Genomic DNA, 13,338 nt, shown 5'->3' on the forward strand with positions numbered 1-13,338 from the left:
CTTCGGGTTTTACGCTACTATCAGGTTTATTTAATCATGGCCATGCATTTCATATCAATGTTCCAGACCCCGCAAATTTCGGCACCCTGAAAGTTTTAAATTGCATTAAGTGAGTTTAATGCCGCCATAAGTTGCGCCAATGGGAATCATTTTTTCTCCAATCCAGATTTGGCTGCGGTCAAATTTGGATACCTTGTTTTTGGCTACAATAAAAGCCCGGTGGCAGCGGATAAAATCTGTCTTTGGTAACAGTTCGGCCAGGTCGTTAATGGTAATACGCGAACTTAGCAGTTTGTCTTTAAGCTGGATTTGGGTGTAATTTCCCGAAGCTTCCACATAGAGGATCTCTTCTAATTCTACCTTAATTTGTTCATAACCATCTTTTATAAAAATATACGCTGTTTTAGCTTCCTGTTTTTGATTTCGCAGGTTAAAGAGTTCCTGTGCTTTATTACAGGCCTTTAAAAAGCGTGAAAGTGAAAAAGGTTTTAACAAATAATCAACAGCATCGAGTTCAAAACTCTGCACGGCATGTTCGGTATAAGCGGTGGTAAAAATCACCATTGGCGGTTTGCTCAAACTTTTCAAAAAATCAATACCACTGATATCGGGCATTTTGATATCCAGAAAAAGGAGGTCAACCTTGTTGTGCTGTAAATAACTAATGGCGGCAAAAGCATCAGTAAAAGTTTGTTGCAATTCTATAAACGGAACTTTTGAGGCATGAGATTTTATAATATCAAGTGCAATCGGTTCATCATCTATAGCAATAGCAATCATGTTTTTATGTGTATCTGTTAGGTTGAATAAATTCGAAGCCTATAGTTTATTGAAATTAGTATAACTGGTAATGTTTTTACAAACAGATAGTTCTTTAAGTTTATCCCAGTTTTCACTCATAATAGCTTCTTTCTTTTTCCTGGTCCAGCCTTTAACTTGTTTTTCAAATCCAATAGCATCATTAATGTCCTCAAAATGTTCGCAAAATACTAAGATTACTGGTCTTTTTTTAGCAGTATAACAGTTGGGGTTTATTGCATTTTCGTGTTTATATAGCCTTCTGTCTATATCATTGGTAACTCCGGTATAATAAGAGTGATCAGAACACTTTAAAAATATAGACGGTATAGGTTTTCATTTTGGTTTTGTAGTTAAATTCTGTCTGTCATTTTATATGGTTTGGAAAATAAATATATCAAATTAGTATAAAAACCTTAACATATCTCATATGTTTTGACTCTGCTCAGCCTGACAAATCGCTTGGTTTTTTATCTCGCAATGTCTTCTATCTATAATGTCAAGCTGAGCGGAGTCGAAGGATCTCTCGATGGTGGTTTTGAGAATTACGCTTCGACTTCGCTCAGCGTGACAATTTGGTCGAAGAGATTTTAATCCAACTGCAAGGTCAAATGAACAAAAAATTCGTTTGCACTTTCGCGGATAATCAGTTCATGTTTTCCAAAATAAAGTAATGATAAACGTTGCTTCACATTTTCCAGTCCGATGCCACTTTTCAGTTTCTCCGGGTCGTTATCAGCCTTGATGTAAATGCTATTGCTGATATCAAAATACAAGGTACTTTCTTTTGTTTGTAAGGTGATTTTAATGTACGATGGCTGTTGCAGGCTGATCCCATGTTTAAATGCATTTTCGATAAATGGGATCAGCAACATTGGGGTAATCTGTAAATTATTGAGCTGTTCTTCGATATGCGTATCTATTCGGATGTCGCCAGAGCGCGAGGTGCGCAGCTTTTGAAGATCGATGTAATTGTTCAGATATTCTACTTCCCGGGTTAACGAAATTTTGTCCAGGGTATTTTCGTGGAGCATAAAACGCATCATATCGCCTAGTTTCTGTATGCCTTCGCCAGTTCTTTCCGCATTTTCCTGGAGGGCTGTTCCAAATAGGGTATTTAACGCATTAAATAAAAAGTGTGGGTTAATCTGCGATTTTAGAAAATTTAAGTTTGCATCCGATTTGCCCAACTCTGTTTTCAGCATCTGTATTTCGCTCAGTTTTTCGAATTTATGTTTATAAATATACCAGGCTGAAGGGGTACTGATACAGATCAAACAGATGGCGTTTAAAATTAAGGTAATAGGTACCACTGCGCCATTGCGCATAAAAGGGATAAGGATAATTAATAAAAGGAGTGAAATGATAATGGTTAAACCCACATTTCCCCAAAAATAGCGGCCAAAACCTTTAAAATCTTTTCTGAGGTTTGGAATAACATAATAAATAGAACAAAAAGTAAGAAAGATGTTTACCGGAGGTACGATTAACCAAACGATCAATATTTCGTAATCTATTCTTACCGAAAATATAGAAGCGGCAATCATCAGCGTAATCAGCCAGATTCTGGTCGCAGTAAAAAGTTCCGGAATTACATTTTTGTTATCGCTTTTAAAAAACTGAATTTTACTTAACAGCTCCAGGCCCCGCTCATTAAAATAGGCATAGGCATTGAAGAGTAGGTAGAGAAAGAAAATATAAGTAAAGGCCTCACCAAAAAAGATCCCGTAAGCGTTATCGATGTTGTCGTATTCCAACAACCGGTAAGCCTGGGAGTAGGTATTAAAAATCATCCAGGCAACAACAGAAAACGAGGTGACTAAAACGGTAAGAATAAGATTAAGTGTAATATTTTTCCTATTCGCCAGTTGCGGCATAAAGCAAAAATTGAACAATAAAAAACTGATATACAGAATGCTGATCTTAAACAGTTCGGGAATAAAGAAATTTGCCATTACACTATAATCAATCTGGCTTTCTTCAAAACGGTAAGAATTGCCCCTGCTATAAACTGTGGATGAACAGATACTGATCAAAGCCAGGATATATAGTGTTGTAGAAATCCAAAACTCAAGCTGGTTGATGTTTTTGGATTTTATCGTAGATGGTTTGCCGGATAGAATTTCCATTTGATTTAGTTTATGCTACAATTTTACGAAGAGAATCCACATCAATATTTAAAATGTGATGGATGCGCTAAAAAATGTGACGAACGAATAGGATTTTTAGGATTGTGTGATTTTAGGATCAGACGGATAATTTCATCAGCCGTTTTTACATCTTCCACCTTTTATGATTTTAAGGTCAGGTTTTTTAGCGTTGTCAACTTTCATCGCCGGCTCGCTGGAAAGTTGACAACTCTTGATGTGTAGTCAGATGGTAACATCTGACTAATTTTAGGCAAGGTAGTTGATATTAATGCGAGTGTCGGATAGTAATATCCAACACCAAAAACGTTAAAAATACCTCACACCACGAATGTAATATCCACCACCGATAAACAATTTTACTATCTTTGAACCGGATTGCTGGATGGGTTTCCATCATCCATTTTACATTTACCACTCACATTATTCAACATGACCGTTTACGGAATCCCAAATTGCAATACAGTTAAAAAATCGCTCGATTGGTTAAAATCACATCAGGTTGATTTTGAATTTCATGATTTTAAGAAAAAAGGCATTACAGAAGAAAAGTTAAACGAATGGTGCAATACCTTCGGTTGGGAAACGGTATTAAACCGAAAGGGTTTGACCTGGAAAAAACTCAGTAAAGAAGAGCAGGCGAAAATCGATAACCAGGATTTGGCCATTGCTTATTTAAAAGAAAATACCAGTGCCATCAAACGCCCGATCATTGAGCAAAATAATAAAGCCATATTAATCGGATTTGACGATGACAATTATTTAAAAACACTAGCCTAATTCATTTGTTCTAATGTTAAAGTTTGTTAAATGCAGATTTTAAATGTCGAACTAAATTACTTTTGAGTATGAACAAACTGATCATTTTTCTATTGCTTGCCCTACCCTTTGGTGTTTTTGCACAAACGGTAACTACGGGTACGGTTTTCGATTATTCGAAAAAAACACTTTCACTGCCTGGTGTTAACATCAGAAATCTGAACAGCAAAAAAACAACCAGCACCAATAAGGAAGGCAAGTATACCATTGGTGCTAACATTGGCGACCTGATCGAATTTTCCGCTATCGGTTATCATACCGATACTTTATATTTAACCAATTTATTAAACAGAACCATTTACCTGCCGGTAAAATCAAACAATTTAAATGATGTAGATGTTACCGCCGTGCGCATGAACAGTCAGGTTACGGACGCAAAGGATCCTTTGGCAGAAAAATATACACTGCTGGCCACTGGTGGGAATTTAAACCGTAAAAGAATGACGGATAAAGTTGGTGGCTTAAACCTAAACCTGGGTTATGGTAAGTATAAGAGGCAGCAGCGTAAAGAAGCCGATCTCGATGAAAAAGAAATGTACCAACAAGAAATCGACGAAAACTTTACCCCAAAAGCCATTACCGATCTCACCAAGCTGGAAGGGGAAGACCTTAAGAACTTTATGATTATCTACAGGCCTTCTATTGAAGCGGTAAAAGGAGAAAGACCTTATCGCTATCCCTATTATATATCACGTGCCTTTGTTGCGTGGAAAAAACTATCCCCGCAAGAAAGAAAACTACAGGATTTGCCGAAATTAAAAGGGAATTAACCTCTTTTAATTGCTTAACTATCATATTGTATCCATTATAGGTAACATTATAACCACATATACATCTATATGTGGTTATTTTTTATATTTACCATTTATTACAACCTTATTATTATCATGAAATTGACTAAACTGATTAATTTTTGTTTGGTTTGTTGTGTTTTTGCCTTTTCAGCATCAGCCCAACAAGCTACAACACCCGCTCCGGCAACGAATTATAATCCTGCTGAAGCATTCGGACCACTTTTTTACACGCAAAATGGGAACGAATTCCGCTCGGCAATAGGCGCACCAGGGCCAAAATATTGGCAAAACCGTGTAGATTATAATATTACCGCTAACCTTGATGAAACCAAGAGTATGGTTACAGGAACGGTTACCATCACCTACAAAAATAACAGTCCTGATAAATTGCCTTACTTATGGTTGCAGTTAGATCAGAACACGTTTAAAGAAACTTCACGTGGCTATGCCATTACCCCGTCACGTAGTCGCTATGGTGCACAGGGCGAAAAATTTGATGGCGGATACAAAATCCAGAACATCAGTGTATCGCAAAAAGCAGGCGCTGTAAAATTTACTTCTTTGGTTGAAGATACACGTATGCAGATCCGTTTAGATCAGCCTTTGGCCGCTAACGGTGATATGATAACCGTTAAAATGGACTATTCGTATATAGTGCCCAAAGAAGGATCGGATAGAACCGGACATTTAACGACAAAAAATGGTGAGATTTTTGCCATTGCGCAGTGGTTTCCACGCATGTGTGTGTACGATGATGTAATTGGATGGAATACCTTGCCTTATTGGGGCGGTGGTGAGTTTTATTGCGAATATGGTGATATCAATTTTGCCATTACTGCACCGGCAAGTCATATTGTAATGGGTTCGGGCGAGTTGTTAAACCCTGCCGAAGTTTTTACCCCAGAGCAGTTAAAAAGATGGAACGCCGCCAAACTGAGCGATGCTACCGTTCACATCCGTAGCGAAGCGGAAGTAACCGATCCAAAATCACGTCCGGCAAAAGATAAATTAACCTGGAAATTTAAAATCACAAATGCACGCGATGCAGCCTGGGCTTCATCAAAATCCTTTGTATTAGACGCTGCAAGAATTAATTTGCCAAGTGGTAAAAAATCTTTAGCCGTTTCGGCGCAACCCGTAGAAAGCAATGGTGTTGATTCTTATGGTCGTGGTGTAGAATATGTAAAATCTACTATCGAGCATTATTCTACAAAATGGTTCGAATATCCGTACCCAATGGCTGTTAACGTAGCCACCAATATTGGTGGTATGGAATATCCGGGTATCGTATTTTGTGGCTGGACGGCTAAAAAAGCTGGCGCCTGGGGGGTAATCGATCACGAATTTGGCCATACCTGGTTCCCGATGATTGTAGGTTCTAACGAACGTAAATACGGTTGGATGGATGAAGGTTTTAATACTTTTATCAACGGTATTTCTAAAAGCAATTTTAACAAAGGCGAATATGCTGGTCCTCCTGCTGATTTAAACAGAATCGGTAAAGCCGTTATCGGTAATCCGATTTACGAAAACATTATGCAGATGCCTGATGGAATGGCCGAAAGAAATATCGGTGTGAACTTATATAGCAAACCAGGATGGGGATTAGACATTTTAAGAAACCAGATCTTAGGAGAAGACCGTTTCGATTATGCTTTCCGCCAATACATTAAAAACTGGGCCTTTAAGCACCCAACACCATTTGATTTCTTCCGTTCGATGGAAAACGGTGCAGGTGAAGATTTAGCCTGGTTCTGGAGAAGCTGGTGGTTAAACAGCTGGAAAATGGATCAGGGCATCGCTGCGGTTGAACAGGTTAAAAAAGACGATAAACTGGTGGGTTATAACATTAAAGTGGTAAACCTCGAAAAAATGCCAATGCCAATTATCCTTCAGGTTAAAACAAAAAGCGGCAAAACCGAAATCGTAAAGGTTCCGGTTGATGTTTGGATGAAAAATACAAGCTGGCTGGTGCGTTTCCCAACAACCGAGGAAATTGAATCAGTTACTTTAGATCCGAATAAAGTATTACCTGATTCGAACCCTGATAACAATACATGGACTGCTACAGGTAACTAATCATTCCATAAATAATATAAAGCCTCCTGATTTTTAAAAGATCAGGAGGCTTTTTTATTGCAAATTACCGACGGTTTACTATTTCTTATCGGATAATTTAGCGGGTATTAAATATATAATAAATGGAAAAACATGCTTTAGAGATTACCAACCCCCAAGGTATATACGATCCGCGTGCACATGGCTATTCTCATGTTGCCTCAGTTCCGGCTAACAGTCAGCTGGTATTTGTTGCTGGTCAGGGTGGGAGCAGAACAGATGGCATATTGAATGATGATTTTAGAACCCAGGTAAGCATTGTGTTTGAAAATATCGCGCTGGCTTTAAAAAGCAAAAACTTAACAATGGCTCATATTGCAAAACTGACTACATTAGTAGTAGATTATGATGAGGAGAAACATCAGGTTTTAATTGAAGAATCAACTAAAATATGGCCTGATTTAAAATTCCCTGTAAATACATTAATTCCTGTACAAAGATTGGCCCTGAGCGGGATGTTAATCGAAATTGATGCTACGGCAATAGGATAAGCATATTACCCACATGGAAAAAGGAGAACGCAAAAACGTTTATAAAGTATACGATAAAATGGGCCAGTGGTTTGCTGAAAACCGTTATGCCGTTTTGGAAGAGAAGGGTTATCTGGACAATATGCTCGAAAAGCTACCGCCTAATGCAAGTGTGTTAGATTTGGGCTGTGGCAGTGGTAAACCGATATTGGAATACCTGATCAGTCAGAAGGTAAAGGTTTTGGGTGTCGATGCCAGTGAACAAATGCTCGAAATCGCCAGGGCAAATTTCCCTGATACCGGGTTTATTCTGAAAGATATGCGTAAACTGGATCTGGATGAAAAGTTTGATGCGGTAATTGCCTGGCACAGCTTTTTTCATCTTGCTGTGGCTGATCAGCCCGATATGTTCAGTATTTTTAGGCACCACCTTAATCCCAACGGTATTTTATTGTTCACTTCTGGTACCGAAAGGGGAGAAGTATGGGGAATGAATGGGGGCGAAAACCTGTTTCATGCTTCATTAGATACCGCAGAATATCACCAATTGCTCCAATTAAATGGTTTTGAGGTGCTTATGCATAGAATTAACGATCCCGACTGCGGTGGTGCAAATGTTTGGATGGCACAATATAAACCCCGATAATTTTGCCTTAACTTTGCCCCATGGCCGAACAGCAAAAAAACAACCCCTTACACGGTATCACCCTGGAGAAAATTGTAACCGATCTTCAGGTACATTACGGTTGGGAAAAACTGGGATCATTGATCAGGATTGATTGTTTCAATAATAATCAAACGATTAAATCGAGCTTAAAATTTTTAAGGAAAATGCCCTGGGCACGGAAAAAGGTAGAAGAGCTGTATCTCGACACTTTTCATAAATGAGATCTAGTGATTGATGATTGAGTTTTGAATGATTGAATATGCCAGCGATCAAATCCTGCACACAACATTCTCTAATTCACTTATTCAATAATGAGCTCTCCTTGCAACCTTTACCTGATAACGGTCGTCATCTTCATCTAAACCTTATCAAATGAAAAATATTTTCTACTGCTTTTTGTTGATGCCTGCGTTAAGCAGTTGCTTCCTTGCAAACGTTACTACCGTTTATTCTAATTCGAGGGGTAAAATAGATGTGCCACAAAAGGAAAGTTATCAAGTGGTATATCAGGCCAATTTCGGTGATGGTTTAAAGGCTGAGGTAGCCTATACCAATGAAAATACCACACAAACCGAACTAAAAGAAATAGGTGGTGTTTGGGAAGAACGTGTTGCTTTAAAATCGGGCACACATGTTCAGCTCAAAACATTCGCCACCGCCAAGGCAAGTGCTAAAGGTGAATATAAAATCCTGGTTGATGGAAAAGTAGTTTCTGAGTATATCTTGCGCGGAAAAAAGCTGAATTATACCTTCTCATTCGATTTACCGTAAACAGCTGATTTTACGCAATCATTCACTGCTTCTCTCATTCAATAATGGATTATTCATAAAATCTTCATCTTGATTTTCGAGATTTAATAAACAAAATAACAAGGTTTATTCATCATTTAATCTAGTTGAAAATGAAAGCAATTAAAGTTTTAATAATCGCATTAGTGGCCGCCTTTACCATGAATACCGTAAGTGCGCAAACCACAACTCCGGCAAAAGCAGGTATGGAAAAATCACAGACCAAAAAAGGCCATAAAAAACATCACCATAAAAAGCACAGCAAAAAAGTAGCTAAAGCATAAAAAATAAAAAGTCTTTCAGGCAATACTGAAAGACTTTTTTGTTTACAATCAATTCGTCATACTAGGGCAGGGGGGAACAAAGAAGAAGCAATCCCCGCAGTACTGTAATGAAGAACACCCATTCAATATTCTGATAAAGCCCCTGCGAATTAATCTTTAGATTTATTGTTAGTGGCTTTTTCGTTTCCTGTTTAATAAAAATCTTAACACAAACGTTTGTTGATGTTTCATAGGGTTAAAATCATGGTGTATAAAAAATTTTCTTTAATGGGCAATCGATGATTTATTAAGATTAACAGGTAGGTTTTTGCGCATTTACTAATGGCTGTTGGCGCTAAAGGGTAAAAATTTAATGAATGATCGGGCTAGTCAAACGTTTGCGTGATATTTGGGCTCTTTAATGCATCCAAAATCACCTAAATTAGGTTTCTTAATCAAAACAAATAACCAGGCGAATATTTTCTGAATGATTAATGATTGTGTATAAGAATTAGTGTTATATTGTTTAAGCATTGGAGTTAAATTATTAATCATAAAAAATGGAATTCTCAGTAGCGGGCGATGTATCAAGGGAAAAGAGAACACTGAAATATCTTTTTTTTACCTTTCTTAAAATTGGTTGTGTAAGTTTTGGCGGGCATATGGCGCTGGTTTCATTGGTTCAGCGCATTATGGTTGAACAGGATAAAACCATCGCTGATGAAGATGTATTGAACAGTGTTACAGTGGCCTCCTTTATGCCTGGTCCGATGGCCGTAAACGTTGTTGCAAATATCGGCTACCTGTTAAAAGGTAAATTAGGTGCGGCTGTGAGCATGTTCGCCGTTTTATTGCCTGCATGTATTTTAATGTTATGTCTGGCCTATGTTTATTTGTCGAATGGACAGGGTATAGCATGGGCTTTTGTGATGCAGTACGTGGGCGCCATTGTTGGTGTCATTATTTTATCTACTGGCTTACAGTTGTTTAAGAAGGAAATTGCGCTTAATTATCCTAAAATCTTTCTTTTCCTATTGGCAACAACACTTGATCTGATCAAAGGAAATTACCTGATAACAGTAGTGCTGATTGCGGTAGGTGCAATTGCCGGAATGATGTTCGACCGTAAAAAAGTTGATTACACCAAAATCTTGGGCAAATTTGAAACGGATTTTAAACTGAAGGTAAATTCATTTTCTTTTATCGCTGTAACGGTCTTGCTGATCAATCAAATCTTATTTATTACTGGTGCATTTAAATCATATCAGAATATCTTTTTTAAGATTGCGACTGTTTTTTCTGGCATTAGTATATCGCTGTTTGGCGGAGGTTATGTTGTAATCCCGATTATGCAATCACTATTGGTGAAAGATTTGAAATGGCTGAGTGCCAAAGAATTGGTTGACGTAATTGCCTTTAGTCAGGTTACCCCTGGGCCAATCCTCGTTAGTTCAACATTTATCGGTTTTAAGCTGGCCGGTTTTCTGGGGGCATTGCTGGCTACCTGTAGTATGTTTATTCCTGCTGCGGTTTTAATGATTGTAGTTTCAAAAATCTTTAATAAAACCAAAGACCATCCTTTTATTAAAAGCATGATTTCGGGAATCAAGGTGGTGGTTATCGGATTGATTATATCTTCAGCTTTAAAAATATTATTGCTACAGCCGCGAACACTTTTGATGGGGGCAATATGCGTCGTTTCTTTAGTATTGAACTTTAAATTTAAATTAAGCCCTGTATATTTAATACTTGGCGCCATTTTTCTCGGAACAGTATCAATTTTTATATAATGGAAAGTGTTTTAAATCCAGAGGGCATTCAGATTATTGGAACGCAGAGATCCGGTTCCAACTTATTGAGGGTAATATTAGATCAGTCTGATCAGATTGCTTCGCCCCATCCACCACATATTTTGGTAACCTTTGTACCGCTGTTAGATTTATATGGGTTTTTAACCGAAGCGAAATATAAGGCCTTAATCAGGGATGTTGTAAGTTATGTAAGGGCTAACCCGGTACCATGGGATGGTGTTGAACTGAACGAAGCCTGGATTTTCGAAAACTCAAAAACCTATAGTCTTTTCGAAATCAATAAGCTGGTATACGAAACTGCTGCCAGATCAAAAAAAGCCAAATATTGGTGCTGTAAAAGTATGGCCAATGTGCATTATGCAGCTGATTTAGAAGAGCACTCGCCCAACCTGAAATACATTTATCTGTACAGGGATGGGAGAGATGTTGCTTTATCATTTAAAAAGGCAATTGTAGGTGAAAAACACATCTATCACCTGGCTAAACAGTGGTTTAAAGATCAATATGCTTGTATTGAACTATCAAAAAAGATCACAAAAGATTGGTTTTTCTCTTTAAATTATGAGGAACTGATTGCTAGCCCTGCAGATGTAATCCAGAGGTTGTGCCGTTTTTTAGCCATTGATTATTCAGAAAATATGCTGGATTTCCATCATTCAAAAGAATCACAGTCAACAGCAAGTGCCGGAGAAATGTGGGAAAATCTGGCTAAACCGATTATTAAAGATAATACGGGTAAATTCCGCAAAGAACTCAGCATCCAAGAAATCAGTATATTCGAAAGTATAAACCAGCAAACCTTAACTGATTTGGGTTACGTTTTAGATTATCCTGAAACCAAAGACAGACAGATTTCTATAGAAGAAATAAAAGAATTTGACCTTGAGAATGATCAACTTAAAAAAAGCATTTTGTTAAGTGCCCGTCAATCTGATCTTGATAACCGGGGGCCGCAGCTGGAGATATTAAAGAGGATAAAAGCGCAGTACTTAGCGGCAAAAGTTTAAAATAAATGATGGATACCATTGATATAAATGTAATACTAAGAATAGCAGTTGAAGCCGGACGGGCAATTTTAACTGTTTATGATCATGAAGAAGATTTTGAGGTATCAGCCAAAAGCGATTCTTCTCCCTTAACCAAGGCCGATAAAATAGCGAACGATATTATCTGCTCTGAGCTTAAAAAGCAATATCCCAACATCCCCATCCTTTCTGAAGAAGGAAAAAGTATTCCGTACGAAGAAAGAAAATACTGGGAGCTGTATTGGTGTGTAGATCCACTGGATGGAACCAAAGAATTTATCAAACGCAATGGTGAGTTTACCGTAAATATTGCTTTAATCTATAAAAATGCACCAATATTGGGCGTAATTTATGTCCCTGTGCAAAATTTATTGTATTATGGTAAGGAGGATTCAGGAAGCTGGAAGCAAACTCCCGGCAACGAACCGCTCCGGATCAATGCCATTAAGAAAGATGATAACTGGACAGCTGCGGTAAGCAGATCGCATGCTGATGGCGAAGAAAAAGCAATTCTTGCAGATTATCCGATTGTAGATTTTATTGCTGTAGGCAGTTCCCTTAAATTTTGTTTACTGGCAGAAGGCAAAGCGCAGATTTATTTAAGAACAGGTCCGACAATGGAATGGGACACAGCTGCCGGTCATGCGATTATACTATTTAGTGGTTGCCAGATCCAAACCTTATCTGGCCAGCTAATGCGGTATAATAAAGTATCGCTCTTGAATGAGGGCTTTTTGTGTAAAGTAAATGAATAAAATTATGCCCCCTCATACTACATCCAAAAAGAGTTTTATTGTTCCTGATCAGAAAGGAATAGTGATATGGCTGTTTGGATTATCCGGTTCCGGGAAAACAACCATTTCAACCTTGTTAAAGGAAAAGCTTGAGAATGAAGGTTTTTTTGCCACAACTTTGGATGGAGACGTACTTCGGGAGGGAATCAATAAAGATTTAGGCTTTAGCGAATCGGATCGGGCCGAAAATATCCGGCGGGCAGCTGAGATAGCCAAACTGATGATGTTGAATAATATCATCACCATTTGCTCTTTTATCACCCCTCTCGAGCAACATCGGGCGCTTGCCGCCGAAATCATTGGAAAAGGGTATTTTGAAGTGTTTTTAGATTGTCCGCTGGCCATCTGTAAAGAAAGGGATGTGAAAGGTTTGTATAAAGATGCAGACCTTAAGCTGATCCCGAATTTTACCGGAGTTAGCGCTAAGTTCGAGCCGGCCTTAAATGCCAATCTCATCATCAAAACCAGTTCTGAAAGTCCTGTTCAAAGTATGGATAGGCTATTTCTGGAAATTATTCCACAGATCAGACCAAATTCCTGACCGCTTTTGTCTTAGCGGATATCAACGTAATTTCCCGTTTTGATTTTGAAATGTCTTTTAAAGGGGCATCTGAGAGGCTTAGTCAATCGATTGCGCAGTGTTTTTCCACTTAAATAGGTGCTTTTATCACTAATATTATAAAAGCAAGCAGATATAGTTGTCGCTTTTTGCTGCTATCAACAATCACCCAAAACACTATGACCAAAATTTACGAACAAAACACAGAGAATTATAGGAAAACTGTTCCTATACAAAAACACTCTTTTTTAAATGCTCTTTTTAAAATTATTTGTTATTCTTTA

15 protein-coding genes are annotated in these 13,338 nt (G+C 38.0%); 12 read left to right on the top strand and 3 right to left on the bottom strand.

The genetic code is table 11. The features are described from left to right. Positions 1 to 105 precede the first annotated feature (105 nt). The 3 genes from AC04Q1_RS20730 to AC04Q1_RS20740 all read right to left on the bottom strand — a co-directional run bounded on the left by AC04Q1_RS20730 (position 106) and on the right by AC04Q1_RS20740 (position 2,927). Positions 106 to 780, bottom strand: coding sequence for a LytR/AlgR family response regulator transcription factor (locus AC04Q1_RS20730; RefSeq protein WP_478366473.1), 675 nt, complete (start codon positions 778 to 780; stop codon positions 106 to 108). A 39-nt stretch (positions 781 to 819) separates the two neighbouring features. Then, positions 820 to 1,128, bottom strand: coding sequence for a GIY-YIG nuclease family protein (locus tag AC04Q1_RS20735; RefSeq protein ID WP_478366516.1), 309 nt, complete (start codon positions 1,126 to 1,128; stop codon positions 820 to 822). Positions 1,129 to 1,388: 260 nt separating this feature from the next. Next, entirely contained in the window at positions 1,389 to 2,927 is a 1,539-nt protein-coding gene (locus AC04Q1_RS20740) for a sensor histidine kinase (RefSeq protein WP_478366474.1), read from the bottom strand. Between the two features lie 450 nt (positions 2,928 to 3,377). Here AC04Q1_RS20740 and AC04Q1_RS20745 point away from each other — a divergent pair, with 450 nt between their 5' ends. The 12 genes from AC04Q1_RS20745 (at position 3,378) to cysC (ending at position 13,036) form a co-directional block, all read left to right on the top strand. Further along, entirely contained in the window at positions 3,378 to 3,725 is a 348-nt protein-coding gene (locus tag AC04Q1_RS20745; RefSeq protein ID WP_478366475.1) for a Spx/MgsR family RNA polymerase-binding regulatory protein, read from the top strand. Between the two features lie 68 nt (positions 3,726 to 3,793). Further along, a complete protein-coding gene (locus tag AC04Q1_RS20750) occupies positions 3,794 to 4,534 on the top strand; it encodes a carboxypeptidase-like regulatory domain-containing protein (protein ID WP_478366476.1) in 741 nt (246 codons plus the stop codon). 117 nt (positions 4,535 to 4,651) lie between these two features. Then, a complete protein-coding gene (locus AC04Q1_RS20755) occupies positions 4,652 to 6,637 on the top strand; it encodes a M1 family metallopeptidase (RefSeq protein ID WP_478366477.1) in 1,986 nt (661 codons plus the stop codon). A 122-nt stretch (positions 6,638 to 6,759) separates the two neighbouring features. Then, complete coding sequence (locus tag AC04Q1_RS20760; RefSeq protein ID WP_478366478.1) at positions 6,760 to 7,167, top strand: RidA family protein; 408 nt, start codon at positions 6,760 to 6,762, stop codon at positions 7,165 to 7,167. 13 nt (positions 7,168 to 7,180) lie between these two features. Beyond that, positions 7,181 to 7,792, top strand: coding sequence for a class I SAM-dependent methyltransferase (locus AC04Q1_RS20765; RefSeq protein ID WP_478366479.1), 612 nt, complete (start codon positions 7,181 to 7,183; stop codon positions 7,790 to 7,792). A gap of 20 nt (positions 7,793 to 7,812) precedes the next feature. Then, on the top strand, positions 7,813 to 8,034 hold the full coding sequence (locus tag AC04Q1_RS20770) for a VF530 family protein (RefSeq protein WP_478366480.1): 222 nt from the start codon (positions 7,813 to 7,815) through the stop codon (positions 8,032 to 8,034). A 151-nt stretch (positions 8,035 to 8,185) separates the two neighbouring features. Then, positions 8,186 to 8,584, top strand: a complete 399-nt coding sequence (locus AC04Q1_RS20775; protein ID WP_478366481.1) for a hypothetical protein — start codon at positions 8,186 to 8,188, stop codon at positions 8,582 to 8,584. Between the two features lie 131 nt (positions 8,585 to 8,715). Then, positions 8,716 to 8,886 (top strand): hypothetical protein, encoded by a 171-nt coding sequence (locus AC04Q1_RS20780; RefSeq protein WP_478366482.1) that lies wholly within the window; start codon positions 8,716 to 8,718, stop codon positions 8,884 to 8,886. A 539-nt stretch (positions 8,887 to 9,425) separates the two neighbouring features. Continuing rightward, on the top strand, positions 9,426 to 10,655 hold the full coding sequence (gene chrA / locus AC04Q1_RS20785; RefSeq protein WP_478366483.1) for a chromate efflux transporter: 1,230 nt from the start codon (positions 9,426 to 9,428) through the stop codon (positions 10,653 to 10,655). Continuing rightward, positions 10,655 to 11,683 carry a sulfotransferase family protein gene (locus AC04Q1_RS20790; protein ID WP_478366484.1) on the top strand — a complete coding sequence of 343 codons (1,029 nt, stop codon included), beginning with the start codon at positions 10,655 to 10,657 and terminating at the stop codon, positions 11,681 to 11,683. The genes chrA and AC04Q1_RS20790 overlap by 1 nt, the downstream gene beginning before the upstream one ends. Before the next feature lie 5 nt (positions 11,684 to 11,688). Continuing rightward, positions 11,689 to 12,456: a 3'(2'),5'-bisphosphate nucleotidase CysQ gene (gene cysQ, locus AC04Q1_RS20795; RefSeq protein WP_478366485.1), complete on the top strand. Its 768-nt coding sequence runs from the start codon at positions 11,689 to 11,691 to the stop codon at positions 12,454 to 12,456. 4 nt (positions 12,457 to 12,460) lie between these two features. Beyond that, entirely contained in the window at positions 12,461 to 13,036 is a 576-nt protein-coding gene (cysC, locus tag AC04Q1_RS20800; protein WP_478366486.1) for an adenylyl-sulfate kinase, read from the top strand. Positions 13,037 to 13,338 lie beyond the last annotated feature (302 nt).

The sequence above is a fragment of the Pedobacter humicola genome, from assembly GCF_056490705.1.